At 45.3% G+C, this 24,606-nt stretch carries 13 protein-coding genes and 3 rRNA genes; 3 read left to right on the top strand and 13 right to left on the bottom strand.

All coding sequences use genetic code 11. The features are described from left to right. The 4 genes from EAL2_RS00565 to EAL2_RS00550 form a co-directional block, all read right to left on the bottom strand. On the bottom strand, window positions 1–1,047 hold the full coding sequence (locus EAL2_RS00565; RefSeq protein WP_025434500.1) for a protein arginine kinase: 1,047 nt from the start codon (window positions 1,045–1,047) through the stop codon (window positions 1–3). Between the two features lie 11 nt (window positions 1,048–1,058). Beyond that, window positions 1,059–1,559: a UvrB/UvrC motif-containing protein gene (locus EAL2_RS00560; protein WP_025434499.1), complete on the bottom strand. Its 501-nt coding sequence runs from the start codon at window positions 1,557–1,559 to the stop codon at window positions 1,059–1,061. A 16-nt stretch (window positions 1,560–1,575) separates the two neighbouring features. Beyond that, complete coding sequence (locus EAL2_RS00555) at window positions 1,576–2,025, bottom strand: CtsR family transcriptional regulator (protein ID WP_330375771.1); 450 nt, start codon at window positions 2,023–2,025, stop codon at window positions 1,576–1,578. A gap of 169 nt (window positions 2,026–2,194) precedes the next feature. Continuing rightward, on the bottom strand, window positions 2,195–4,192 hold the full coding sequence (locus EAL2_RS00550) for an elongation factor G (protein WP_025434497.1): 1,998 nt from the start codon (window positions 4,190–4,192) through the stop codon (window positions 2,195–2,197). Between the two features lie 190 nt (window positions 4,193–4,382). On the opposite strand from EAL2_RS00550, the gene EAL2_RS00545 reads away from it, so the two are divergent. Beyond that, on the top strand, window positions 4,383–5,192 hold the full coding sequence (locus tag EAL2_RS00545) for a PHP domain-containing protein (protein ID WP_025434496.1): 810 nt from the start codon (window positions 4,383–4,385) through the stop codon (window positions 5,190–5,192). A gap of 23 nt (window positions 5,193–5,215) precedes the next feature. Here EAL2_RS00545 and nrdJ read toward each other — a convergent pair whose 3' ends face one another. From nrdJ to EAL2_RS00525, 4 genes are all read right to left on the bottom strand, one after another. Then, on the bottom strand, window positions 5,216–7,237 hold the full coding sequence (gene nrdJ, locus EAL2_RS00540; protein ID WP_051489051.1) for a ribonucleoside-triphosphate reductase, adenosylcobalamin-dependent: 2,022 nt from the start codon (window positions 7,235–7,237) through the stop codon (window positions 5,216–5,218). Window positions 7,238–8,173: 936 nt separating this feature from the next. Continuing rightward, a 5S ribosomal RNA gene (gene rrf, locus EAL2_RS00535) occupies window positions 8,174–8,290 on the bottom strand. A 48-nt stretch (window positions 8,291–8,338) separates the two neighbouring features. Then, window positions 8,339–11,251 (bottom strand): 23S ribosomal RNA (locus EAL2_RS00530). A 91-nt stretch (window positions 11,252–11,342) separates the two neighbouring features. After that, window positions 11,343–12,870, bottom strand: a 16S ribosomal RNA gene (locus EAL2_RS00525). Together the 16S, 23S and 5S rRNA genes form the textbook arrangement of a ribosomal RNA operon. Window positions 12,871–13,352: 482 nt before the next feature. Between EAL2_RS00525 and EAL2_RS00520 the strand changes: the two genes are divergently transcribed. Further along, window positions 13,353–14,171: a type I phosphomannose isomerase catalytic subunit gene (locus EAL2_RS00520; protein ID WP_038602106.1), complete on the top strand. Its 819-nt coding sequence runs from the start codon at window positions 13,353–13,355 to the stop codon at window positions 14,169–14,171. Between the two features lie 36 nt (window positions 14,172–14,207). Further along, window positions 14,208–15,707, top strand: coding sequence for a leucyl aminopeptidase (locus tag EAL2_RS00515; protein WP_025434494.1), 1,500 nt, complete (start codon window positions 14,208–14,210; stop codon window positions 15,705–15,707). Between the two features lie 64 nt (window positions 15,708–15,771). Here the strand turns inward: EAL2_RS00515 and EAL2_RS15015 are convergent, their stop codons facing one another. The 5 genes from EAL2_RS15015 to nifJ all read right to left on the bottom strand — a co-directional run bounded on the left by EAL2_RS15015 (window position 15,772) and on the right by nifJ (window position 24,028). Further along, on the bottom strand, window positions 15,772–17,532 hold the full coding sequence (locus EAL2_RS15015; RefSeq protein WP_025434493.1) for a cyclic nucleotide-binding domain-containing protein: 1,761 nt from the start codon (window positions 17,530–17,532) through the stop codon (window positions 15,772–15,774). Between the two features lie 15 nt (window positions 17,533–17,547). Beyond that, window positions 17,548–18,735 carry a glycosyltransferase family 4 protein gene (locus EAL2_RS00505; RefSeq protein ID WP_025434492.1) on the bottom strand — a complete coding sequence of 396 codons (1,188 nt, stop codon included), beginning with the start codon at window positions 18,733–18,735 and terminating at the stop codon, window positions 17,548–17,550. Then, window positions 18,689–19,897 carry a hypothetical protein gene (locus tag EAL2_RS00500; protein ID WP_025434491.1) on the bottom strand — a complete coding sequence of 403 codons (1,209 nt, stop codon included), beginning with the start codon at window positions 19,895–19,897 and terminating at the stop codon, window positions 18,689–18,691. Before EAL2_RS00500 ends, EAL2_RS00505 begins: the two co-directional genes overlap by 47 nt. A gap of 74 nt (window positions 19,898–19,971) precedes the next feature. Beyond that, on the bottom strand, window positions 19,972–20,364 hold the full coding sequence (locus tag EAL2_RS00495) for a hypothetical protein (protein ID WP_025434490.1): 393 nt from the start codon (window positions 20,362–20,364) through the stop codon (window positions 19,972–19,974). A 142-nt stretch (window positions 20,365–20,506) separates the two neighbouring features. Then, window positions 20,507–24,028, bottom strand: a complete 3,522-nt coding sequence (gene nifJ, locus EAL2_RS00490; protein ID WP_025434489.1) for a pyruvate:ferredoxin (flavodoxin) oxidoreductase — start codon at window positions 24,026–24,028, stop codon at window positions 20,507–20,509. Window positions 24,029–24,606 lie beyond the last annotated feature (578 nt).

The raw sequence follows: 24,606 nt of genomic DNA, 5'->3' as shown, positions 1-24,606 counted from the left end.
TTATACCTCCTTGTCTTCATTTATATTTTGCGAAAGCTCTTTTCTTAGATATTCCGCCCTCTTTACGTCCCTCTCCTGGGCTTTGTTCTGCCCCGACATACTCTGCTGATGTGCTGGCTGTATCTCAATAAACAGCTTGTCTATTTCTCTTGATTTCATATCGTCTATAAGTCCCATTTCTATGCCCAGCTTCACATTTGAAAGCAGGTTCATGGCTTCATTGGAGTCGATAGTTCTGGCACTCTTTAATATGCCCAGCGACCTGTATATCTTATCTTCGAATTTCATGCCGTGGTTCTTGTGGAGAAAGCTTCTCGCCTCGAGCTCCTTCGATATGAGCTGCTTCGAAAGGCCCTTTATGTTTCCCAGAATCTCCTCTTCCTTCCTTCCCAGAGTAAGCTGGTTTGATATCTGGAATATGCTGCCTTTAGCCTGGGAACCTTCGCCATATATACCCCTTACAGCAAGCCCTATCTGGTTGGCTGCCTTGAGCACTCCGTCTATATATCCAAGCTCCACAAGTGCCGGCAGATGCATCATTATAGACGCCCTCATTCCTGTTCCCACATTCGTGGGGCATGCGGTAAGATATCCCAGTCTTTCATCGAATGCATATCCTACACGTTCCTCCAAAAGATCATCTATCTTGTCGGCTATGTCCCACGCGTCATCCAGCCTGAATCCCGGAAAAAGCGCCTGTATCCTTATGTGGTCCTCTTCATTGACCATTATGCTCACGGTCTCATCATCTTTTACAAGCGCCGCACTTAGCTCGCTCTTGGCAATGTCCCTGCTTATGAGATGCTTTTCAAGCAATATGCCCTTTTCCAGCTTGTCAATCTCTGCCATTCTAAGACTCTTGAAATCATCTCTTATCGCGCTCGTCCCGTAAATTATAGCATTTTCAACTTCCTTAATTATGCTCTCTGCTTCCTCGGGTTTGAGCTTGTTCGTGAAATTATAGCCGCTAAAGTTTCTGGCAAGCCTAATTCTTGAGCTTATTACCACTTCAGATTCAGCGCCGTCTAGTTCCAGCCATTTGATCACCTCTATCCCCCCTATATCTCTTTTTCGAGCCTTTTTATCTCATCGCGTATACCTGCCGCGCTTTCAAATTCCTCTTTTTCAACCGCATCGTTAAGCCTTTCTTTAAGCTCCCTTATCTCATTTTTTATTCTGATATTGGCGCCCGCACGCTTTGGAACCTTGCCCGTGTGCTGCGTTGCACCCTGTATTCTCTTTATCAGAGGGAAAAGCTGCTCCCTGAATGCATCGTAGCACACATGGCATCCAAGCCTTCCGACATTCTTGAACCTGTTATATGTGCTTTTGCAGTTTGGGCAGATTTCTTCGGATTGCTTTGAAAAAACATTGTCTATATCCACATCCATTATGCTTGAAAATATGTCCTTCACCGAAAAGGGTATGTTGAAATCAACCTTTATGCCTTGCCCGCCCTTTGCGCACTCCTCGCAAAGGTGCTTTTCACTCTTGATTCCGTTTTTTACTTCCTTGAAATGTACTGTCGCATCCCGCTGTTTGCACTTTTCACAAATCATGAGTAGACCTCCTGCGCTATATTATGTTTATTAGTATATTTTTAAGCATGAGCGCCCTTATAATATTCCTGTCGCCCTCAGAGAGCAGCATAAGCGCTCTCTCGTTTATTGCAGCAGTTATTATTTTTTCCTCTCTACTTGTTATTATTTCCCTTTCCCTGAGGCTTTTAACTATTTTTTGAGCCGCGCTGAAAGTAACAGCGTCTCCCATGCTGCTTAATATGAGATTCCTGACATACTCGTTGGAATCCGAAACAATACGTATTATCCTTATGCAGCCTCCCCCGCCCCTCTTGCTCTCGACATAATACCCCTTGTCGCTTCCAAACCTGGTGGCAAGCACATAGTTTATTTGGGAGGGCGCACATTCGAATCTGCTCGCCAGCTCATTTCTTCTTATTTCAATGCTTTTGCTCTCATTCATCATCTGCTTTATGAACTCTTCAATCACGTCGGACAACCTCACAAAGCTCACCCCTTTGACTTTGACTTTCTTTGACCTTTATGGGAATTATTATACCCCTATATAAATTTTTTTCAACATTTTTTTGAAAATTCCACAGTACATTTTGCCTTTATATCCGCTGTATTTAGGACATAAAACAGCCTTCCGGACTGCCGGAAGGCTGTTTTTACTATACAAGCACAGGTTTTTCGTTTTTAGCCTGGCTTACTATCTTTTCGCTAAGATGGGAGGGAACCTCTTCATATCTTTCAAACTCTATCTCAAAGAATCCTCTGCCCTGTGTCATCGACCTTAAATCTATCGCATACCTGAAAGTCTCGGCTTGAGGCGCCTCTGCAAGTATGACCTGCTTGCCGCTTGATGCAGGCTCCATGCCTAATATTCTGCCTCTTCTCTTGTTTATGTCGCCAATCACATCACCCATATAGTCATCGGGTACAACTATCTTGAGCTTCATAATGGGCTCGAGCAGAACAGGGTTTGCTGTCTCCATCCCTTTTTTGAACGCCATGTTGGCTGCAAGCTTGAACGCCATTTCTGACGAGTCTACATCATGATATGAGCCGTCATAAAGCGTCGCCTTCAGCTGTGTTACAGGGTATCCTGCAAGCACACCTGTCTGGAGCGCCTCCCTGAGGCCCTTTTCAACTGCTGGTATATAACTCTTTGGAACTGCGCCGCCAACCACCTTCTCCTCAAATATGAAATCCTCCGCACAAGGCTCAAATTTGATCTTTACGTCGCCATACTGGCCATGGCCTCCGGATTGCTTCTTGTGCTTGCCCTGAACATCAGCCCTGCCTTTTATGGTCTCTCTGTATGGCACCTTTGGATCTGCAAGCTCCACCTCTACTCCAAATTTTTTCTTTAGCTGCTCTTTAATGCTGTTTATCTGAATTTCGCCCTGGCCTCCCAGAAGCGTCTGCTTGGTTTCGCTGTTTCTGTACCACTGTATCGAAGGATCTTCCTCCATAATTCTATGCAATCCCGAGCTTATCTTGTCTTCCTCTCCCTTTTGGAGTGCCTGAACTGCAAAGAATATCTGAGGCTTAGGGAATTCTATTCGCCCGTACGGCTCCTTAGCTGGATCAAGCGAGAGCGTATCGCCCGTCTGAGTGTCTGAAAGCTTTAGAAATACAACTATATCGCCTGCACTTGCCTTGTCTATGTCGACCTGCTGCCCGTTTACAATAGTATATATATGTCCAACTCTCTCCTTGGTTCCCTTGCTTGTATTGTAAACCTCGCTGTCTGGCGCGAGTTCTCCCTCGCATACATTCACAAACGACATTCTGCCTATGAACGGGTCCACAATTGTCTTGAAAACTTGGCCTGCAAACTTGGCCCCATCATTTTTATATCCCATGTCCACAGGTGACGGCAGAAAATCCCATATCATATCAAGAAGCGTATGTATTCCTATGTTTTTTGCCGTAGAGCCACAAAGCACGGGAATTATATCTCCAGAGAGCACGCCTTTTCTCAGTCCCTTTTGGATTTCATCCATAGTGAACTCTTCGCCTGCGAAAAACTTTTCAAGCAGCTCCTCGTCACTTTCGGCAACAGATTCAATAAGCATCTCCCTTACAGGCACTATGCTCTCTTGCATGTAGTCAGGTATCGGCACCGTATCGCAATCCACTCCGTTATACTCCCTAGCAAAAAGGTCAACCACATTTATGAAGCCCTTGAAGTCCATGTCTTTTCCCATTGGAACGTGGAACGGAGCTATTTTCTTGCCGTATCGTGCCCTTAGCTGTTCTAGTATCTTCTCGTAATCCGCCTTGTCACTGTCTATTTTATTTACAAATATAAATCTCGGGGTGTTGTGTTCGTCAGTTATCTCAAGCGCATTGTCCGTTCCCACCTGAAGGTCAGTAGTGCCGTCCACCACTATTATTGCTCCCGATGCAGCCTTCATTGCAGAAATCAGCTCGCCATGAAAGTCGAAATATCCAGGAGTGTCAATGAAATTGTACTTGTGGCCGTTCCATTCAACTGGTATAAGGCGCAGCGTTGAACTCATCTGGGACTGGTCTTCAGGCCTGGATATTCTGCTTAGAACTTTATTGGTGTAGAGTATGGCCTCTGCAAGGTTTGATTTTCCTGAACCGCTGTGTCCCAGAAAAACGACATTTCTAATCTTGTCCGCTTCATAAACTTTCATAACACCATCTCCCCTTCATTATAAATATATTTTTTATTTGGTTACAAAATAAAATACTTCCTTAACCACATCTGTTTTTTTATACCCAGTTTTTTTTTACTTAATCTTAACGTATTATGTAAAGCGTTTCATACGGCTTGCACATTGGTATATACAATATATATTCATATACTGCAAAGGATGTGATTTTTTGAAGCTACTGGATTTGCACACCCATTCAAGCTATTCTGACGGAACATACGCTCCTGCGGCCCTTGTAGATTTGGCCCTGAGAAAAGGCCTTTACGGTCTTTCGATTACAGACCATGATTGTGTGGACGGTATCGGGGAAGCCATCGAATATGCGAAAGACAAGAATATAGTTTTCATACCCGGCATAGAATTCAGCTGTTTTTATGGAAATGAAGAGATACACATACTCGGCTACAATATTGACCATCGCTATGCGCCACTGCTTGAGATTACAAGAGTGCTTAGAAATGCAAGGCTTGACAGGGCCTTGAAGATTATCGAAAAGCTCAACGTCATGGGCTTTGAAATAAGCTTTGATGACATGCAAAAGTACAACCTGAACTCCGTTGGGCGGCCCCATATAGCCCTGGCCCTTGTCGAGAAGGGCTACTCCCACTCAGTGCAGGAAACCTTCGAAAAGTATCTCTCCAGAGGTATGCCTGCATATGTTGAAAGGTATAAGCTTCTCGCACAGGACGCAATAAGGCTCATACACGAATCCGGAGGCATGAGCGTAATAGCCCATCCCTATCTCATCAAAAACCAAAACTGCATAGAAGCACTTGCCGCCATGGGCATTGACGGCCTTGAAGTCTACCATTCCTCGCACTCCCAATCCAACGTGAAAAGGTATACATACATGGCCAGACGGCTTGGGCTTTGCATTACAGGCGGCTCTGATTTTCACGGAAGAGACAGCGATTTTGACTTTTTCGGCAGAATAGGAATAAAGCTCGACGAGCTGGACTCCAAAATAATAAACAAATAGAATAGGGGCGTGAAATCACGCCCCTATTCTATGCTGCAGCATTCCATCGGCATAGTCTTGAACCTTTCAAGCCTCTCAAGGTCTCGCTCTTTCACAACTGCTATTCCAAAAACCCTCTCATCATATTCAGTATTGGTTATGGCTTCATATGGCATTAGCGGATACAGTTCTTCCTCCAGCGGCATAAACGAGAGTGCAACCACCTCATTCCAGTTGCTCCTTACCCATTCCTTTACGCCATTCCACTCGCTTTTCCTCACATGAACCGTTATCGATGTGTTGTGGTCAACGTAATTTTTCATGAAAAGCTTATAGTTCTCAAGCTGGTCTATTGCATTCACATCCAGCTTGGTTTTACCTGGCTGCGATCTGACCGGAAACTCCACGCAGCACAGCCCCTGGGTGTCATCATCCGATACAACATACCCCTTCTCTTTGTATAGCCTTGTCATAGGATCGTCCTTGCTTATCCTTATCCTTCGTATATAATGCTGCGAATGGGCATAATGGACTCCAGAAGACACGCCCGCCATCTGGCTGAGAGTCCCTTCCGGCTTTACTGTGGTCACAAGCAAAGGCGCTTTCTTGCCAAGCCTATGTGAATACTCTGTTGCCTCGCTGTGGGCAATCATTCTCAATTCTCTAAGAAGTCTCACCTGGTCCTTGTAGGCTAGAGACGCTGCATTGACCATGTCCTGCCAACCCGTAAGCGAGCAGCCGACAAGCCTGTCCCTTCGGCTAACGTAGTCCCACCGGGACAGCTCAAGCTGCGCATTGGCCATACGGCAGGCCGCACGCACCGACAGCCTCTGAGCCTTACTTAGCGCCTCCTCATCCAGTTGTCCCTCGGCATTTACAAAGGCATACACATTCACTGTTGTAAGATTGCATACACCTCTTGAATCGAGGAGCACCTCGCCGCATGGGTTGAGCCCCTGAAAATTCTTTCGCCTTATTCTCGCTGCCTTTGCGTTTATAAAGCCGGGTTCTCCGGATAGCCTTATCATGTCAAAATGCCTGTCGAGTTCTTCATCTGACGGCCTGCGCTCATAGAAAATGGAGTTGTTGCTCATTCGCCTGTGTCCTACATCGGCATTGAGCTCGAGTTCTCCGCTATTCATGCTGTACAGCTCCGATTTTGCTGCAATGCACTCATCATCGTCGCCGTCAAACATTATCATCTGAGCGGCCCTTCGTACGCCGCCTACAGATACATTCTCCCCTATGATGTTGAGGATATCTAGTAATTCAACAGGCTGCAATTGTCTTGAGTCATTTTCGCTGCCTGCGCCACTTTTAATTATAGCCTCAATCTTTGATATCATATCAAGGAGCGTCTTGTGGCCGCTCGCGACTCCTCCGAATGTCTTCAGGCGCTCTCCCTTCCTCCTTACGCTGTCATAGTCGAATGCTATCTGTCTTATGCCTTTATATTCATTTTGCGTGCAGAGCCTTATGAAGGCGTCCAGCGCTCCAGTCCACCCTTCTCTGCTGTCCCCTGCTCTTATAATAGCACTTTCACTCCCCGTGAATTCAAGCGAAGTGTTGTCCTTTCTCTTGCCGGCTTCCACAGGAGCATATGGCATGTGAGTCACCTCAAAATTGCTCCTGAATTTTGGAAGTCTTTCTGCGTCGCGTTTGAGTATCCTTATTCCCACCCCGCAGCCGAGCATTAGCATATAAAAAATCTCTCTAAAGCAATCTATGTCATCCATTACTATGAAAGCGCAATTGTAGTTAGACAGAGGATATCTTCGAGCCATTTCTGTCCCACCTATCCAAAGCGTCCTCCCTGCTATGAACTGTCTCATATTATACATATTGTCAAAAAGCTCCTGAGCCTCTTCATCGCTCGTTTCTGCCAGGCTGCAGTTGTAATCCACTGAGCGCCTTACACATTCCCACCAGCGCTCCATACGGCCTTGCTCTTCAATCCACCTCGAATAAGTTCTGTAAAATATGAACCGGCCAAGGCTATCCAAAGGGGATTCTGCATCCCTGTATTTTTTCAGAAAATCATCGCTAAGCTTTATATTTTCAGACATACAGCCATCCCTCCTGCTTTATCTTGTCTTATAAGTCATATACTACATATACCTTTTGGCTCTTCATGATAAACAGGCTCAAAAACAACTGGCTAAAATGCCGAGTTTTATCGTTTAATAACTGACTCTGCATGATAAACAGGCGCGAAAACAACTGGCTAAAATGCCGAGTTTTATCGTTTAATAACTGACTCTGCATGATAAATGGGCGCCGCTTCAGCTTTGGGCTTTCCTTTCATCTTATCCGGTCATTTCGCCGGAAGCTTTGAGAGCTGCGCTGCTGCTTGAGCTTTCTGGCTCTTCTACTGACTCTGCATGATAAACGGGCGCCGACTCAGCTTTGGGCTTTCCTTTCATCTTATGCTGCCTCTCCGACGGCAGCTTTGAAACTCGCTGCGCTCAGACAGTCAAAGCTTTTTTGCCGTCTCCGCGTCTGCATTTCGATGGGAAATCCATCAAAGCCTCATAAAGTCGCCCTGATTTATCATTGCAGCGTCACGCAGTCATGTGCGCTGGTTTTCCCTCTCCCACCCCAGCTGCGTAATTTTTTTTATTTTTTGCGTCACTTGAAACAACTTGTTGTTTTAAGTGATTCATCCAAATAAAAAAAGCCAGACTACGCTTAGCCGGCTGAATATGTGTTGCTTTAGATTGATACGTGGCAAGAATCCAAACGGAATAAAGCAGGCCTGATTTAATAAGTTTTGATTGATTTCCTGGCGAAATGCATGAATGAAATCGTTGGAATTTTGAGTGTCTGAGCGCAGCGAGTTCTCAAAATTCCAGATTTCAGAGTGCATAAGCCAATTGGAAATCACAAAACGAAATTTAAAGGCCAATTATTCCTTTGGATTCGGTCTCCAAAACGAGACATAAGACCGGCTTTCATTGTTTTATTTGATGCCTCTAAATTCTTCAAAAAATAAAAAAAAGACTACGCAGCCACGTCCTACTCTCCCGGGACCCTTCGATCCAAGTACCATCGGCGCTAAGGAGCTTAACTTCTGTGTTCGGCATGGGAACAGGTGTATCCTCCTTGCTATTGTGACTGCATTGTCTTTTCTTTGAAGGTTTGCACCCTCAAAACTGCATGCTTTAGACTTGGTCAAGTCCTCGATCTATTAGTACCCATCAGCTGAATGCATTGCTGCACTTACACCCTGGGCCTATCAACCAGGTAGTCTTCCTGGGATCTTACCTATAAAAGTGGGAAATCTTATCTTAAGGTTGGCTTCGCGCTTAGATGCCTTCAGCGCTTATCCATTCCATACATAGCTACCCAGCTGTGCCGTTGGCACGACAACTGGTACACCAGCGGTACGTCCATCCCGGTCCTCTCGTACTAGGGACAGCTCCCTTCAAATTTCCTGCGCCTGCGACGGATAGGGACCGAACTGTCTCACGACGTTCTGAACCCAGCTCGCGTGCCTCTTTAATGGGCGAACAGCCCAACCCTTGGGACCTACTCCAGCCCCAGGATGAGACGAGCCGACATCGAGGTGCCAAACCTCCCCGTCGATGTGGACTCTTGGGGGAGATAAGCCTGTTATCCCCGGGGTAGCTTTTATCCGTTGAGCGATGGCCCTTCCACTCGGAACCACCGGATCACTAAGCCCGACTTTCGTCCTTGCTCGACCTGTATGTCTCGCAATCAAGCTCCCTTTTGCCTTTACACTCTGCGCACGATTTCCGACCGTGCTGAGGGAACCTTTGGGCGCCTCCGTTACACTTTGGGAGGCGACCGCCCCAGTCAAACTGCCCGTCTGACAGTGTCCCAGTACCGGATTCACGGTACATGGTTAGAACCTCAATACTGCAAGGGTGGTATCCCAACGTCGGCTCCAACGAAACTTGCGTTCCATCTTCCAAGCCTCCCACCTATCCTGTACATGCAGCATCGAAATCCAATGCCAAACTGCAGTAAAGCTCCACGGGGTCTTTCCGTCCTGTCGCAGGTAGTGAGCATCTTCACTCACATTACAATTTCACCGAGTCTATTGTTGAGACAGCGCCCAAATCGTTACGCCTTTCGTGCGGGTCGGAACTTACCCGACAAGGAATTTCGCTACCTTAGGACCGTTATAGTTACGGCCGCCGTTTACTGGGGCTTAAGTTCAGTGCTTCGATTGCTCTAACACATCCCCTTAACCTTCCAGCACCGGGCAGGCGTCAGCCCCTATACTTCGTCTTGCGACTTAGCAGAGACCTGTGTTTTTGGTAAACAGTCGCTTGGGCCTATTCTCTGCGGCCCCCTCATGCTTGCACACTAACGGGGCACCCCTTCTCCCTAAGTTACGGGGTAATTTTGCCGAGTTCCTTAACAATAGTTCTCTCGCTAGCCTTAGGATTCTCTCCTCACCCACCTGTGTCGGTTTGCGGTACGGGCACCTTCCACCTCGCTAGAGGCTTTTCCTGACAGTGTGAAATCAACCACTTCGCTACTAAATTTCGCTCCCCATCACGCCTCAGAATTGCCACGGCGGATTTGCCTACCATGACTCCCTTGACGCTTGGACCTTCAAAACCAGCTGAAGGATGGCCTATCCTACTGTGTCACCCCATCACTCAAATGGTGGTTGGTGGTACGGGAATATCAACCCGTTGTCCATCGCCTACGCCTTTCGGCCTCGGCTTAGGCCCCGACTAACCCAGAGAGGACGAACCTTCCTCTGGAAACCTTGGGTTTTCGGCCGGTGGGATTCTCACCCACCTCTCGCTACTCATGCCAACATTCTCACTTGTATAAAGTCCACTGCTCCTTTCGGTACAGCTTCGCCCCTTATACAACGCTCCCCTACCATCCTTTCGGATCCATAGCTTCGGTGGTGGATTTTAGCCCCGAGAATATTTCGGCGCAGGATCACTCGACCAGTGAGCTATTACGCACTCTTTGAATGAGTGGCTGCTTCTAAGCCAACATCCTGGTTGTCTGTGCAATCCCACATCCTTTTCCACTTAATCCACACTTTGGGACCTTAGCTGATGGTCTGGGCTGTTGCCCTCTTGTCTATGGACCTTATCACCCACAGACTGACTCCCGGATAAAAGTTCATGGCATTCGGAGTTTGATAGCCTTCGGTAACCCATAGGGCCCCTAGGGCATTCAGTGCTCTACCTCCATGTCTCTACGTCCGAGGCTAGCCCTAAAGCTATTTCGGGGAGAACCAGCTATCTCCGGGCTCGATTGGAATTTCACCGCTATCCACAGCTCATCCCCGCACTTTTCAACGTGCGTGGGTTCGGACCTCCGCGAAATTTTACTTTCGTTTCATCCTGTCCATGGATAGGTCGCCCGGTTTCGGGTCTACAGCATGTAACTAAACGCCCATTTAAGACTCGCTTTCGCTGCGGCTCCGGACCTTAAGGTCCTTAACCTTGCTACATACCGTAACTCGTTGGCCCGTTCTACAAAAAGTACGCGGTCACACTAATAATGTGCTTCCACAGTTTGTAGGCATAAGGTTTCAGGTTCTATTTCACTCCCCTCCCGGGGTTCTTTTCACCTTTCCCTCACGGTACTATGCGCTATCGGTCACTAGGTAGTATTTAGCCTTGGGGGGTGGTCCCCCCAGCTTCCCACAGGGTTTCACGTGTCCCGTGGTACTCTGGAGTATGCCTGTGGCCTTCTTGTTTCATCTACAGGACTGTTACCTTCTATGGTGGGCCTTTCCAGACCTCTTCGATTACAATAGCCGCCACGTGATGGCATATCCGCAACCCCGACAAAGTAAACTTCATCGGTTTGGGCTCTTCCCTTTTCGCTCGCCGCTACTCAGGGAATCGATTTTTCTTTCTCTTCCTCCGGGTACTTAGATGTTTCAGTTCCCCGGGTTCCCCTCATTAGACTATGTATTCATCTAATGATACATGGACATTACTCCATGTGGGTTTCCCCATTCGGAAATCTTCGGATCAATGACTGCTTGCGTCTCCCCGAAGCTTATCGCAGCTTACCGCGTCCTTCATCGGCTCCTAGTGCCAAGGCATCCGCCTTATGCCCTTAATAACTTGACCATTTATATCTAAAGCTATGCAGTTTTCAAGGTACAAACTTAATTGAAGGTATTAAACCCTCAAGACTAAACAGCAGGCTATTTCTCCTTAGAAAGGAGGTGATCCAGCCGCACCTTCCGATACGGCTACCTTGTTACGACTTCACCCCAGTCATCAGTTTCACCTTCGGCAGCCTCCCCCTTGCGGTTGGACAGCTGACTTCGGGCGCCCCCGACTCCCATGGTGTGACGGGCGGTGTGTACAAGACCCGGGAACGCATTCACCGCGGCATTCTGATCCGCGATTACTAGCAACTCCGACTTCATGCAGGCGAGTTTCAGCCTGCAATCCGAACTGAGAACGGCTTTAAGGGATTGGCTTGCTCTCGCGAGCTCGCAACCCGTTGTACCGCCCATTGTAGCACGTGTGTAGCCCTGAACATAAGGGGCATGATGATTTGACGTCATCCCCACCTTCCTCCGAGTTGTCCTCGGCAGTCTCTCTAGAGTGCCCACCCTAGGTGCTGGCAACTAAAGATAGGGGTTGCGCTCGTTGCGGGACTTAACCCAACATCTCACGACACGAGCTGACGACAACCATGCACCACCTGTCACCTTTGTCTCCGAAGAGAAAGCTTCCGTTACGAAGCGGTCAAAGGGATGTCAAGTCCAGGTAAGGTTCTTCGCGTTGCTTCGAATTAAACCACATGCTCCGCTGCTTGTGCGGGTCCCCGTCAATTCCTTTGAGTTTTACTCTTGCGAGCGTACTCCCCAGGCGGAGTGCTTAATGCGTTAGCTGCGGCACCGAGGTTTGACCCCCGACACCTAGCACTCATCGTTTACGGCGTGGACTACCAGGGTATCTAATCCTGTTCGCTCCCCACGCTTTCGTGTCTCAGCGTCAGTAACAGTCCAGAAAGTCGCCTTCGCCACTGGTGTTCCTCCTAATATCTACGCATTTCACCGCTACACTAGGAATTCCACTTTCCTCTCCTGTACTCAAGTCCGGCAGTTCCAAAGGCTCACTATGGTTGAGCCATAGCCTTTCACCTCTGGCTTGCAAGACCGCCTACGCACCCTTTACGCCCAGTGATTCCGGATAACGCTTGCCCCCTACGTATTACCGCGGCTGCTGGCACGTAGTTAGCCGGGGCTTCCTCCCAAGGTACCGTCATTATCTTCCCTTGGGACAGAGCTTTACGACCCGAAGGCCTTCATCGCTCACGCGGCGTTGCTGCATCAGGCTTTCGCCCATTGTGCAATATTCCCCACTGCTGCCTCCCGTAGGAGTCTGGACCGTGTCTCAGTTCCAGTGTGGCCGATCACCCTCTCAGGTCGGCTACCCATCGCAGCCTTGGTGAGCCGTTACCTCACCAACTAGCTAATGGGACGCGGGCCCATCCTATGCCGCAAAAGCTTTGGCGAGTCGTCCATGCGGACATCTCGCTTTATCCGGTATTAGCACACCTTTCGGTGCGTTATCCCTGTGCATAGGGCAGGTTGCCCACGTGTTACTCACCCGTCCGCCGCTCACGCAGCGGGGCTTCGTCCGAAGACTCCCTCCCGCATTGTTCGCTCGACTTGCATGTGTTAAGCACGCCGCCAGCGTTCATCCTGAGCCAGGATCAAACTCTTAAAAAGAAATCCTTAAGGACTATGTCCTTTAGCTCACTTTGACATCTTGCGATGTCTCACTGACTTTAAATAATTTCGATGGCTTAGCCATCTTTAAAAAATAAACCTGCTGTTTAGTTTTCAAGGTTCAATTTGCGACTTGATTATCTTATCACTTCAAGCTCTTCAAGTCAACACTTTTTTTCGTTTCTTTTTATTTCTTTATTTGCTGCTCTTCGTTTCGTTTTGCTGCCCCTTGGGACAACATGGATTACTATACCAGCTTTCATGTTTTTCGTCAACACTTTTTATTTTTTTAGCGTCGTAATTCTTTTATACCCGCTCAATCTATCTTAAAACAGCTTTTTAATAAAGCTTGTTTTGTTTTTTCATCTCGATGTGATTTTCGGCATATTCTTTATTTAATTGCAATCACGCAGGAGACTCTATCTCTTTGAAAATTTATGATTCACGTGCCCTCCATTGGCTATATATTCTATATTAACCATATGAAACTAGAGCCTTATTTAAGTACCAAGATATGGGGTTGGGAGAAATGGAATCTCTCATGCCATCCAGACGGTAAATCCAAAATTGAAAACGGACCTTATAAGGGCATGTACTTTGCCGATATAGTCGACAATCCGGAATCATTCCCTATACTTATTAAGATAATAAATTCAAAAAGCAGGCTATCCATCCAGGTTCACCCTGACGATGAATATGCGCGCATATTTGAAAAGGACAATGGCAAATCCGAATGCTGGTATATACTTGATGCCGGCGAGAACGGCACTCTAGTGGTGGGCTTGAAAGAAAAACTCAGCCGCCATGAAATACACGGCCTTATAGATGCCGGAGTTCTTGAATCATACCTTAATACAATAGATATAGCCTCAGGGGATTTCATATACATACCTACAGGAACTATACACACAATAAATGCTGGCATACGCCTCATAGAAGTCCAGCAAAGCAGCAATGTAACTTACAGGCTCTACGACTGGGGTCGTCCCAGGGAGCTTCACATAGAAAAATCGCTTGATGTAATTGACTACGAAGCAAGCGCTGTGTGCGGCAAAGTGGACAGCTTTCAGCGCCTGAAGACTCCTCATTTTACGGTTGAAAAACTGTGTACAAAGCGCAGCTACGAGGGCCATACCGAAGACAAATTTCACTCGTATACAGTGGCAGAGGGCAGTGGACATTTGGTTGACGAGTACGGAAATGTCGTGGAGCTTTCAGCAGAGGATACCATATTCATTCCTGAATATATGAGTTATACTATATTTGGCGATATGACACTTATAAAGGCTTACGGATATTAAAAATTAATATAAAAATAAATATAGGGGGGTTTGATTATGGATATTAGAGTTGTTAACCTCAGGGACTCTGATGGACTTTCAGACACAAGGATAATACCTTTTTATGAGGGCATTGACCTTGAAGAAATATCTTTTCTTGAAGATAGCATCGAAGCGATGGTGAGCCATCTTGTTCGAGTGGAAAAATTCACAGGCAAGTACGGCCAGCTTGAGAGCTTCAGGATTCCAAGAGAAAAAAATCCAAAGAATATAATTCTGGCGGGGCTTGGCAAAGAAGATGAGCTCGATCTCGAAAAAATAAGGAGACTCAATGCCAAGGCTATTAAGGAGTCTCAAAAGCTGGGAGCAAAATCCATAAAGCTCTATCCCTTCAATCTGCCCGCTTCAATTGAGCTGGTGGATTTTGCAAGAGCTGTCGCAGAATCAACACTTCTTACAAACTATTCATTCGACAAGTATAAAAGCGACAGAAAAGACTCTACATTGAGAGAATTCAACATAGTATACATAGAATATGACTCGGTTGAAAGCCTGAATGAAGGTGTCGTTGAAGGCACAATTCTGGGAGAATTCACGATTTTGGCAAGAAACCTCACTAACGAGCCTGCCAACCACATGACTCCCCAAATTCTTGCCGAAGAGGCTCAAAAAGCAGGCATTCAAAACGGTTTTGATGTCGAAGTACTTGATGAATCCGAAATTGAAAATCTGGGCATGGAATCATTTTTAAGCGTAGGACAAGCCTCTGACAATCCTCCGAGGTTTGTAATAATGAGATATTTCGGCAACGAAAAAAACAAAGATGAAATACTTGGTCTTGTAGGCAAGGGCATTACATTTGATAGCGGCGGGCTTTGCATCAAACCTGCCGGCTCTATGCCTGAAATGAAATCCGATATGGCCGGCGCCGCCGCAGTAATAGGCGCAATGTCTGCCATTTCAAAGCTTGGTGTTAAAGCCAACGTAGTTGGAGTTGTTGCTGCTTGTGAAAACTCGATTTCCGGGCATGCCTACAGGCCCGGCGACATAATAGGCTCCATGGCGGGGAAAACTATCGAGGTAGTAAATACAGATGCTGAAGGAAGGCTTACTCTTGCTGATGCAGTATATTATGCGGTTGAAAAGGAAAATGTATCACGTGTTGTGGACATTGCCACATTGACGGGAGCCGCCCTCGTTGCTCTTGGAACCACGACAACAGCCATAGTCTCAAACAGCGACAGCCTCTGCTCTGATATTGAAAAAGCCGCATCACTTTCTGGCGAAAAGGTTTGGAGGCTCCCTGCGTTCGAAGAATATAAAGAACTTCTAAAGTCAGAAATTGCCGACATAAAAAATTCTGGCAGCAGGAATGCTTCTACAATAACCGCCGGACTTTTCATCGAAAGCTTTACCGGCAGCAAGCCTTGGGCACACTTGGACATAGCCGGCACATCATGGGCCGACAAGGATTCTGACTACATCAAGAAGGATGGAACGGGTGTCGGCGTAAGGACACTATACCACCTTGCAAAAGCATCTGCCGAAACAGAATAATACACAAATCCAAAATGACTGGCTCCTCAAATATGCACGCTCAAGGAGTCAGTCATTTTTACGTCTACCATTTTATATCTTTCATTTCAATCTCAAGGTTCTTTGATATTGCATCCATATATCTCGAATTCAGGCTGCTGAGCTTATGGGCCATATTTTTCAAAAATACCATGACAACCTTTACTCCCGCCTTAGGGTAAGAATTTATTATGTTCATAATCTCCTCTTCACTAAAGCTTATAATCTGTGTCGTTTCCTCAGCTATGATATTTACATTTATATCCGCACTTATTATGGTGCTCTCGCCGAAAAAGTCGCCTTTAACAAGCCTTCCCAGGATTATTTCTTCGTCTGCATAGTTGAATCGCGATATTCGAACGGCTCCTTCATTTATTATATAAAATGCATCAGCCGTGTCACCTGTACGTAATATGAATTCATCCGTTTCATACACATTTATCCTTGCTATTCCCGCAAGTATATCCCTGTATTTAGGCTCCATGGCGCTGAAAGGCTCCATCTGCGCAAGTAGACTTTCAACCTCTTCGCTTGTCATATGCTGCATGTGCTCACCTTTTCTGATTTCCAGCGTGCAGCCCGTATCGCATTCATCCATTATCTTTCTTATCTGCATCATGTTGTCCTTTGTGAAATCAAGCAAGCGTCTCCAATAACGCTGAACCTTCCTCAGATGTGTAAACACATCATCCTTTGGTGTGGCTTCATATTTGGACAGATATATGTTTTTTATACTCTCCCTTGCAGACTCAAAATCATTTGATGCCAGATAATCCATGGAGAGCATTACATTGGCCTTGAATATCATATCTTCCAACTCGTCCTTTAGAAAGCTGCCTGGATAAGGGTCAAACTCCTCAGGTGAAACAATATTCATGTTTGGAACCTCATACTGTGTATCTATCTTTTTCTTCTCATACATGAATCTGTATATGTCTTCTCTGAATCTCTTCCATACAGGATGTGATTTTGGGGGCGGAAGGTGCTTTATGGAAAGCTCCCTGTCGAGGAAAAAGTGGAATCCGAACATCTTTGCATTTATCAAGTAGTCGATGTCCTCTCCCCTTGTTATCCTTGGATCGAAGGGCACCGTCTTGAAAAGATTTCTGTGTATTACCATAGCGCCTCCGAATGCAAACGGCGTGGGTTTAATTCTCGGCTCGCTGCCTATTATTTTGTCGAATGCGGCGGCCTTTGAGCCAAATCTGTCCCAATATGTCATCCATGGCTCTATGTTGACATCATCGTAGTAATTGTTGTACTTGTTTAGATAATAACCCGCTATGCCATCTACAGTCTTTCCATAAAGCCTTCCCCCGATGAATTCGGTGGCTATATCAATGAAATTCGACTTCTCAAATATCTCGTCGTCGTCAATGAGCATCGCAACATCCACACCAAGTATATACGCTATATATATACACATATTCCTCACATTGGCATATCCGTACAAGCTGAGCAGATCCGTACTCTCCTGCTTGAGCTCCTTCTCGTATGCAATATATTTTATACTGTTGAGCTGGCTTGGAGTAAACACGTAAGTTTGAACTCCAAGATTTGCTTTGTCCAGTATTTCAAGTACTCTCTGCCTTGCCTGTGTCAGAATCTTTTCTGTGGTAGGACAAAGCAGTATGACAAGTATATAGTCCCTGTTGTCCAGAATTTTCATGCTCTCCAAAGTCAGGCTAAGCGTATCTTCCCCATCGATAGGCGTAGGATGATCATATACCGCATCTCCTTCCACCCAGCCCTCTCCGCTGTGCAAAGCCCTTGACCAGTATGTTGGTATCACAATGGCCTTCCTCATACATAATTCCTCCTATTATAGAACGTCTGTGTAAAGACGCACCACGTCATCAACCACTCGATCCCACGAGAAATACTCCATTGCCTTCCTTGCGGCTCTCTGCCTGCGCTCGCTTTTACTCGGACTAAGTATCTCTGCTTCTATGGCCTCGCCAAGCGCTATGTCATCTTCTACGGGCACAAGAGAGCCTATGGTCTCATCTATAAAATCCACAAGACCTCCCTGATTAGTAGCAACAACCGGCGTTCCGCAGGCAAGTGCTTCTATCGCCACCAGGCCAAACGGCTCGTTTCTGGACGGAACTACAGACACGTCAGCTATGCTGTATATCTCAGAAACAACATCCTGATCCCTGTGCCCAAGAAAATAAACATTTTTCACATCCAGGTCATCCCTTAACTTCACAAGCTCATCATATTTTTCTCCGTTGCCCACAATGAGCGTGATCACATTTTGTATCTCCTGCGAATAAATCTTGGCCGCCCTTATGAGCACGTCTACTCCCTTGAAGTCCGTAAGCTTGCCCACAAATGACACTACATATTCATAGTCCGTATTCAAATTCAGACTTTTTAGAACATCAGATCTATTTAAGTCCCTTGGCCTGAATATCTCTTCATCAAAACCATTGAGTATAAGCCTTCGTCTCCCGCTTTCTACGCCATAATACTTTTCCACATCTGCATCAACCTGCTTTGATATGGTTATTACAGCCGCAGCATTTTTTGCCCCTTCAAGCGCATATGGGTGATATCTCTCGTCCCTGCAAAAACCCTTTATGTCGGTGCCGTGCGCAGTAACTACGTAGGGCACGCCCAGCTTTGATGCACAGTAAGGCGCTATCCAAAGGTGCTGACAATGTATTATGTCCGGCACGAACTCTTCGACCGCCTCTTTCATCGCCTTTTCAAACACATCAACATATCTATTGATTTGAAACTCACTCAGCTCGTAAAACGTCAGATAACTCTTGGGATGGGTTGTAAAGCAAGGAAAATTAAAATCCACCTCATAGCAACAATTCTTGCCGTCGCTGAATATTATGGTCCTGACCTCGCAGCCTTTCATTTGCACCTCTTGATGGTCAGGCGCTATGACGCAAACTTCATGGCCTTTTTTAACAAGCTGCATAGCAAGATTCTTGGTATATATACCGCTACCAGATCCCTCCAGCGGGAAGTGGTTTACTAAAAGCACTCTCACATGGTTCACCTCCAAATATCGTTTTTGTAACCTTGCCAAAACCAAGTACAGTTTCCCTGTACTCATCAACTATTCGCTCCAGATTCATGTATGCAGTGTCGATGGCCTCGGGAAGCACCAGGAACCTTTCATCCATAAAGTGGCTCGCTGCATGCGGCGATGTCTTGGCGAGCAGTTCCTTCTGATGCTCATAAATCTGTCTGTGGTCACCCCCCCTGATATAGTTATAAAATACATTTCTCCCTATCCATCCCAGACAGGCATAGTAGAACCTGTCCTTTATGCGTTGTTCCCGCCTTATATCCGGCACGTTCGGGAAATCACCAAACGTATCGTGGAATATCAAAAAGTCGATATCGAGCGCTTTTATATGCCTTTGCCCTGCAAACAATCCCATAATGGTGTCCTCACCCCGTGTGAGTACAACCTCTTCCCCGACGTGGTATGTGCTCGAAAAAAACGGCGGCAGATGCTCCATTGCGCTCAGCTTTATTGCAAGATTGCCTCCTAAAAACTTGTCAGTAGCCCTTACATTTTTATTGCCCAAGCTTCCATAGGAAATACACCTGTGCCCCGTTATGTCCTTTATTATTGGAAGCGCCGACTCTTTCTGAAGGCCTTCCATAAAACCTTCTATATGCTCAAAATCCATAGGTGGAATTATGAAATATCCAGAGTAGTCGCTTGTAGTTACATATACATCGCTTTCCTGGAGATACTTTAAATGCGTACCGAAGTAATCGATTTCTTCCATATGACCGTTTGCGCCCAACAGTATGCGAGGATATACATCCGTATCTATGAAGAAAATGACGTCCATTTGCGTAAAGAGTGCCTGTAAAAGCGCGATATTCCTGTATTTGGAATACGGAACTATCCCATGGCTTTCCAGGGTTGGCGCGTATATGAACTTCCTGCATTCTTCAGAGCTTAGTCCCATAGCTTTAACCTTGTCTTCAAATTCTCCAAAACCGTTCACTTTTATCAAATCCAGCTCAACAATCTCTCTCAGCCTTTTAACATAGTGAGATTCGCAGCCATGAGAATACACTATTATGAGTCTGTCTATAGTCCGGCCATGCCTTTTGGCATTATAGAGGAATTCCAACAAAGACATATTGTCATTTACGTATTTTGTTATAACTGCAAGTGCAGTCTTCATAACGCACCCTCCTTTTGAAATAAAAATACCCTATGTAATGTCTACATAAACATTACATAGGGTATTTGGAAGTTCTACAGCTGCCTGAGCAGCCTCTTTAAAACATCTTCAAGCTTTTGATTTTTGGCGTCTCTCTCCGCTATTACAACAATGGCTTCCACTCCCGCTTTGGCTTCATCATACCTGAATGAAAAAAAATTGTGTTTTGAATATTTCGGCATGATCTCTGCCAGCCCACTTCCAATTTCATCGCAAGCTTTCATAAGTAAGTCGACCTTTTCATCGCTCTCTTCAATCCCATCAGGCGTTTCGAGTACCGCTTCATCTATCCAGAGCAAAAATGCAGCCATGTCCTCGCGCTTTGTGCTTTTTGTAAGGTCTGTGACCACATTGAAGTCCGACCCGCTTTCTATGTTTTCTGCAATCTGCGATGAGTCTATAACTTCATCTCCAAAAATAAGGTACATAAAATAAATCCCTCCAAAGACGCTTAATTGTTAATGAAATTATATAATAAAGCCTGTTGCTTTGCAAAAACATTATATGGATTATCTCAGCGCTGCAAAAAGGCGGGGATAATATCCCCGCCTGATAAACACTTTAGTTTAATTACATTTCAGCCATTTTTTTATAGCCTAGATATCTTTCCTTAGCTTCTTCTTCAGCCTTTACAAACAGCTCTTCAGCAAGCCCTGGGAATGTCTGAGTAAGCGATGTATATCTTACCTCTCCCATTAGGAAGTCTCTGAACGATGCTGACGGCTCTTTAGAATCTAGTACGAATGGATTCTTTCCTTCAGCCTTAAGCTCAGGATTGAATCTGTATAGGTGCCAGTAGCCAGCTTCTACAGCTTGCTTCTCTCTTGTTATAGTCTTACCCATGCCTATCTTGATTCCGTGGTTTACGCATGGAGCGTAAGCTATTATTAGAGATGGTCCGTCGTATTTTTCTGCTTCAAGCATAGCCTTAAGAACCTGGTTCTTGTCTGCTCCCATTGCAACCTGAGCAACGTATACGTAGCCGTAGCTTGCAGCCATCATACCTAGATCTTTCTTCTTAATTTTCTTGCCCGATGCGGCAAACTTTGCTATAGCGCCTGTTGGAGTCGACTTAGAAGACTGTCCTCCAGTGTTAGAGTAAACCTCTGTATCGAATACAAGCACGTTTACATTCTCGCCTGAAGCTAGTACGTGGTCAAGTCCGCCATATCCGATATCGTAAGCCCAGCCATCTCCACCGAATATCCAGTAGGACTTCTTGCTTAGATGATCCTTATAGTCAGCTATTCCAGCAAGAATCTCGTTAGCCTTAGCATCTCCAAGGTCTTTGCCAAGCACAGCCTCAACTGCGGCAGTAGCTGGTTTGTTGGCTTCGCCGTCTTCTTTAGTCTCAAGCCATGAGTTAAGAGCTGCCTTAACGTCAGCATCTATGTTCATAGCGGCAAGCTCAGTTACAAGCTCAGTAAGCTTAGCTCTCATCTGCTTTCCTGCTACAGCCATACCATATCCGAATTCTGCGTTGTCTTCGAACAGCGAGTTAGCCCAAGCTGGTCCTTTGCCTGCAGCATTCTTAGTGTAAGGAGTCGACGGTGCAGAAGCTCCCCATATTGAAGAACATCCTGTAGCGTTGGCTATATACATTCTGTCTCCGAAAAGCTGAGTTACAAGCTTAGCGTATGGAGTCTCTCCACATCCTGCACAAGCTCCTGAGAACTCAAGCAGCGGCTGCTGGAACTGGCTTCCTTTAAGAGTTGTCTTTTCCATAACGTCGCTCTTAACAGGAACTGTAACAGCGTATTTCCAGTTCTCTATTTCTTTTTCTTGCGTCTCTATAGGCTTCATTTCAAGAGCCTTAACTGGACATATGTCCGCGCAGTTGCCGCAGCCTGTACAGTCAAGCGGAGTAACCTGCATTTTATATTTGTAAGCGTCTACGCCTTTTCCTTTTCCTGCCACAACAGAATCTTCTCCGAATGGAGCTTTTGCCAGCTCTTCATCTGTAAGAAGCACAGGTCTTATAGCAGCGTGAGGACATACATATGAACACTGGTTACACTGTATACACTTGTCTTTTATCCACTCTGGCACATTCACTGCTATACCACGTTTCTCGTAAGCAGCTGTTCCGTGCTCGAATGTACCGTTTTCATATCCGTTGAATGTTGATACTGGAAGCTTGTCTCCCTCAAGAGCATTCATAGGTCTTAGTATGTTCTTTATAAAGTCTGGATCTTGAGCTGCAACAACGTCCATAACTTCAACAGCGTCTTTCCACGATGCCGGAACGTCTACTTTAACAAGAGCATCTATACCTGCATCAACTGCAGCATAGTTCATCTTAACTATGTTTTCACCCTTCTTGCCGTATGACTTAACTATTGCTTCCTTCATGTATTTAACTGCATCTTCTAGAGATATAACTTGTGAAAGCTTGAAGAATGCCGACTGCATTACCATGTTTATTCTGTTTCCAAGACCCAGGTCTTGTCCTATCTTAGTTCCGTTTATGATGTAGAAGTTTATGTCATTTTCAGCGATGTATTTTTTCATTTTTGCCGGAAGCTTTGCATCAAGCTCTTCTGGCGACCAGATAGTGTTAAGCATGAATGTTCCGCCTTTTCTTAGTCCGGCAAGAAGATCATACTGGTTAACATAAGCCTGAACATGGCAAGCTACAAAGTCAGCAGTATCTATCAGATAAGTTGACGTTATAGGGTTCTTACCAAATCTAAGGTGAGAAACTGTAACTCCGCCTGATTTCTTAGAGTCATAAGAGAAATAACCCTGAGCATAAAGGTCAGTGTGGTCTCCTATTATCTTTATAGAGTTCTTGTTTGCTCCGACAGTACCGTCAGAACCAAGTCCCCAGAACTTACATCTTGTAGTTCCTTCTGGCTCAGTAACTATTTTCTCGCCTATTGGAAGAGATGTGTGAGTAACATCGTCATTTATAGCAAGTGTAAATCCATCTTTTGGAGCGTCAAGCTTAAGGTTGTCATATACAGCCTTAACGTGAGTTGGAGTAGTATCCTTTGATCCAAGTCCGTATCTTCCGCCTACTATTATCGGAGCATCCGCTTTTCCGTAGAATGCACTCTTTATGTCAAGATATAGTGGCTCTCCTATTGAACCCGGCTCCTTAGTTCTGTCAAGAACAGCTATCTTCTTAACTGTCTTTGGAAGCACCTCAAGAAGGTATTCTGGAGCAAATGGCCTGTAAAGGTGTACTTTAACAAGACCCACTTTTTCTCCGCTTGCATTCAGGTAGTTAAGTGCCTCTTCAGCAGTTTCAGTTATAGAACCCATAGCTATTATTACGTTCTCAGCGTCTGGAGCTCCTACATAGTTGAATGGCTTATATTCTCTTCCTGTGATGTCAGATACAACCTTCATGTAGTCAGCTACTATTGCTGGTAGAGCGTTGTAGAACTTGTTAGAAGCTTCTCTTGTCTGGAAGTAAATGTCTGGGTTTTGAGCTGTTCCCCTAGTAACTGGATGGTTTGGATTAAGAGCATTTTCTTTAAATGCCTTAACAGCGTCCCAGTCAAGGTGCTTAGCAAGCTCTTCTGTATCCATAACCTCAACTTTTTGAACCTCGTGAGAAGTTCTAAATCCGTCGAAGAAGTGAACGAATGGAAGTCTTCCCTTTATAGCTGAAAGATGAGCAACTCCAGCAAGGTCCATAGTCTCCTGAACTGAACCTGATGCAAGGAATGCAAATCCAGTGTTTCTTGCCGCCATAACGTCTGCATGGTCTCCGAATATGTTTAGTGACGAAGCTGTCAGCGCACGAGCCGAAACGTGGAATACTCCAGGAAGCAGCTCTCCAGCTATCTTGTACATGTTAGGTATCATAAGAAGAAGACCTTGAGATGCTGTAAATGTAGTAGTAAGGGCTCCTGCTTGAAGTGAGCCGTGAACAGTTCCTGCAGCTCCACCCTCTGATTGAAGCTCAACTACGCTAACTGTCTGGTCAAATATGTTCTTTCTTCCGTTGGCAGCCCATTCGTCTGTAATTTCTGCCATTGGCGATGATGGAGTTATTGGATATATTCCTGCAACCTCAGTAAATGCATATGCAACGTGAGCTGCAGCAGTGTTTCCATCCATGGTTTTCATAACTTTTGCCATTGTAGAACCTCCTATTATTTATAGTGATAAATATTAGACTGGTCAAACCTCCATAATACAAGCTTTTTAAGGCAACGTTTTCCTGCTATAAATAAAATTTACAATGTACCAATAATATTGTGCATTGTATTATGAATTTTTTGTTATAAATTTAAAATTTTTAGAACTTTCACAACCTTACATAACAAAGTATAGCATTAGGATAAATTATTGTCAATAAATGCGACTGCTAATAAATATTCTTTACTTCGCATGCCATTAATGTAAATTTTTTCAATGACAATTAGCATTAGCAATATTTTTGCACTCAGGAAATACACTCTACCCTGTACTTTTTAGACAACTCATTCTTTTGATATTATTTTCACTACAGTAGGCCTCACAATCGTTTGATAAAAAATTATTGAATAGCTTTTATGATGAAAACCTCGATTTATGTACATTATATATGTGCAATAGTATCTACTTTTCATTCCGATTCGGCTTGCTGCATATTAACGTTGATTTTTCAACCTTCTTCTAGATCAGCCCATGTGGCACCTATGCATGATTATGCGTTTTTTGTATAATAATAAAAA

The organism is Peptoclostridium acidaminophilum DSM 3953, from assembly GCF_000597865.1.
GTDB lineage: Bacteria > Bacillota > Clostridia > Peptostreptococcales > Peptostreptococcaceae > Peptoclostridium_A > Peptoclostridium_A acidaminophilum.
The sequence above is the reverse complement of the archived record's forward strand: the minus strand, read 5'-3'. Positions and strand labels throughout refer to the sequence as shown.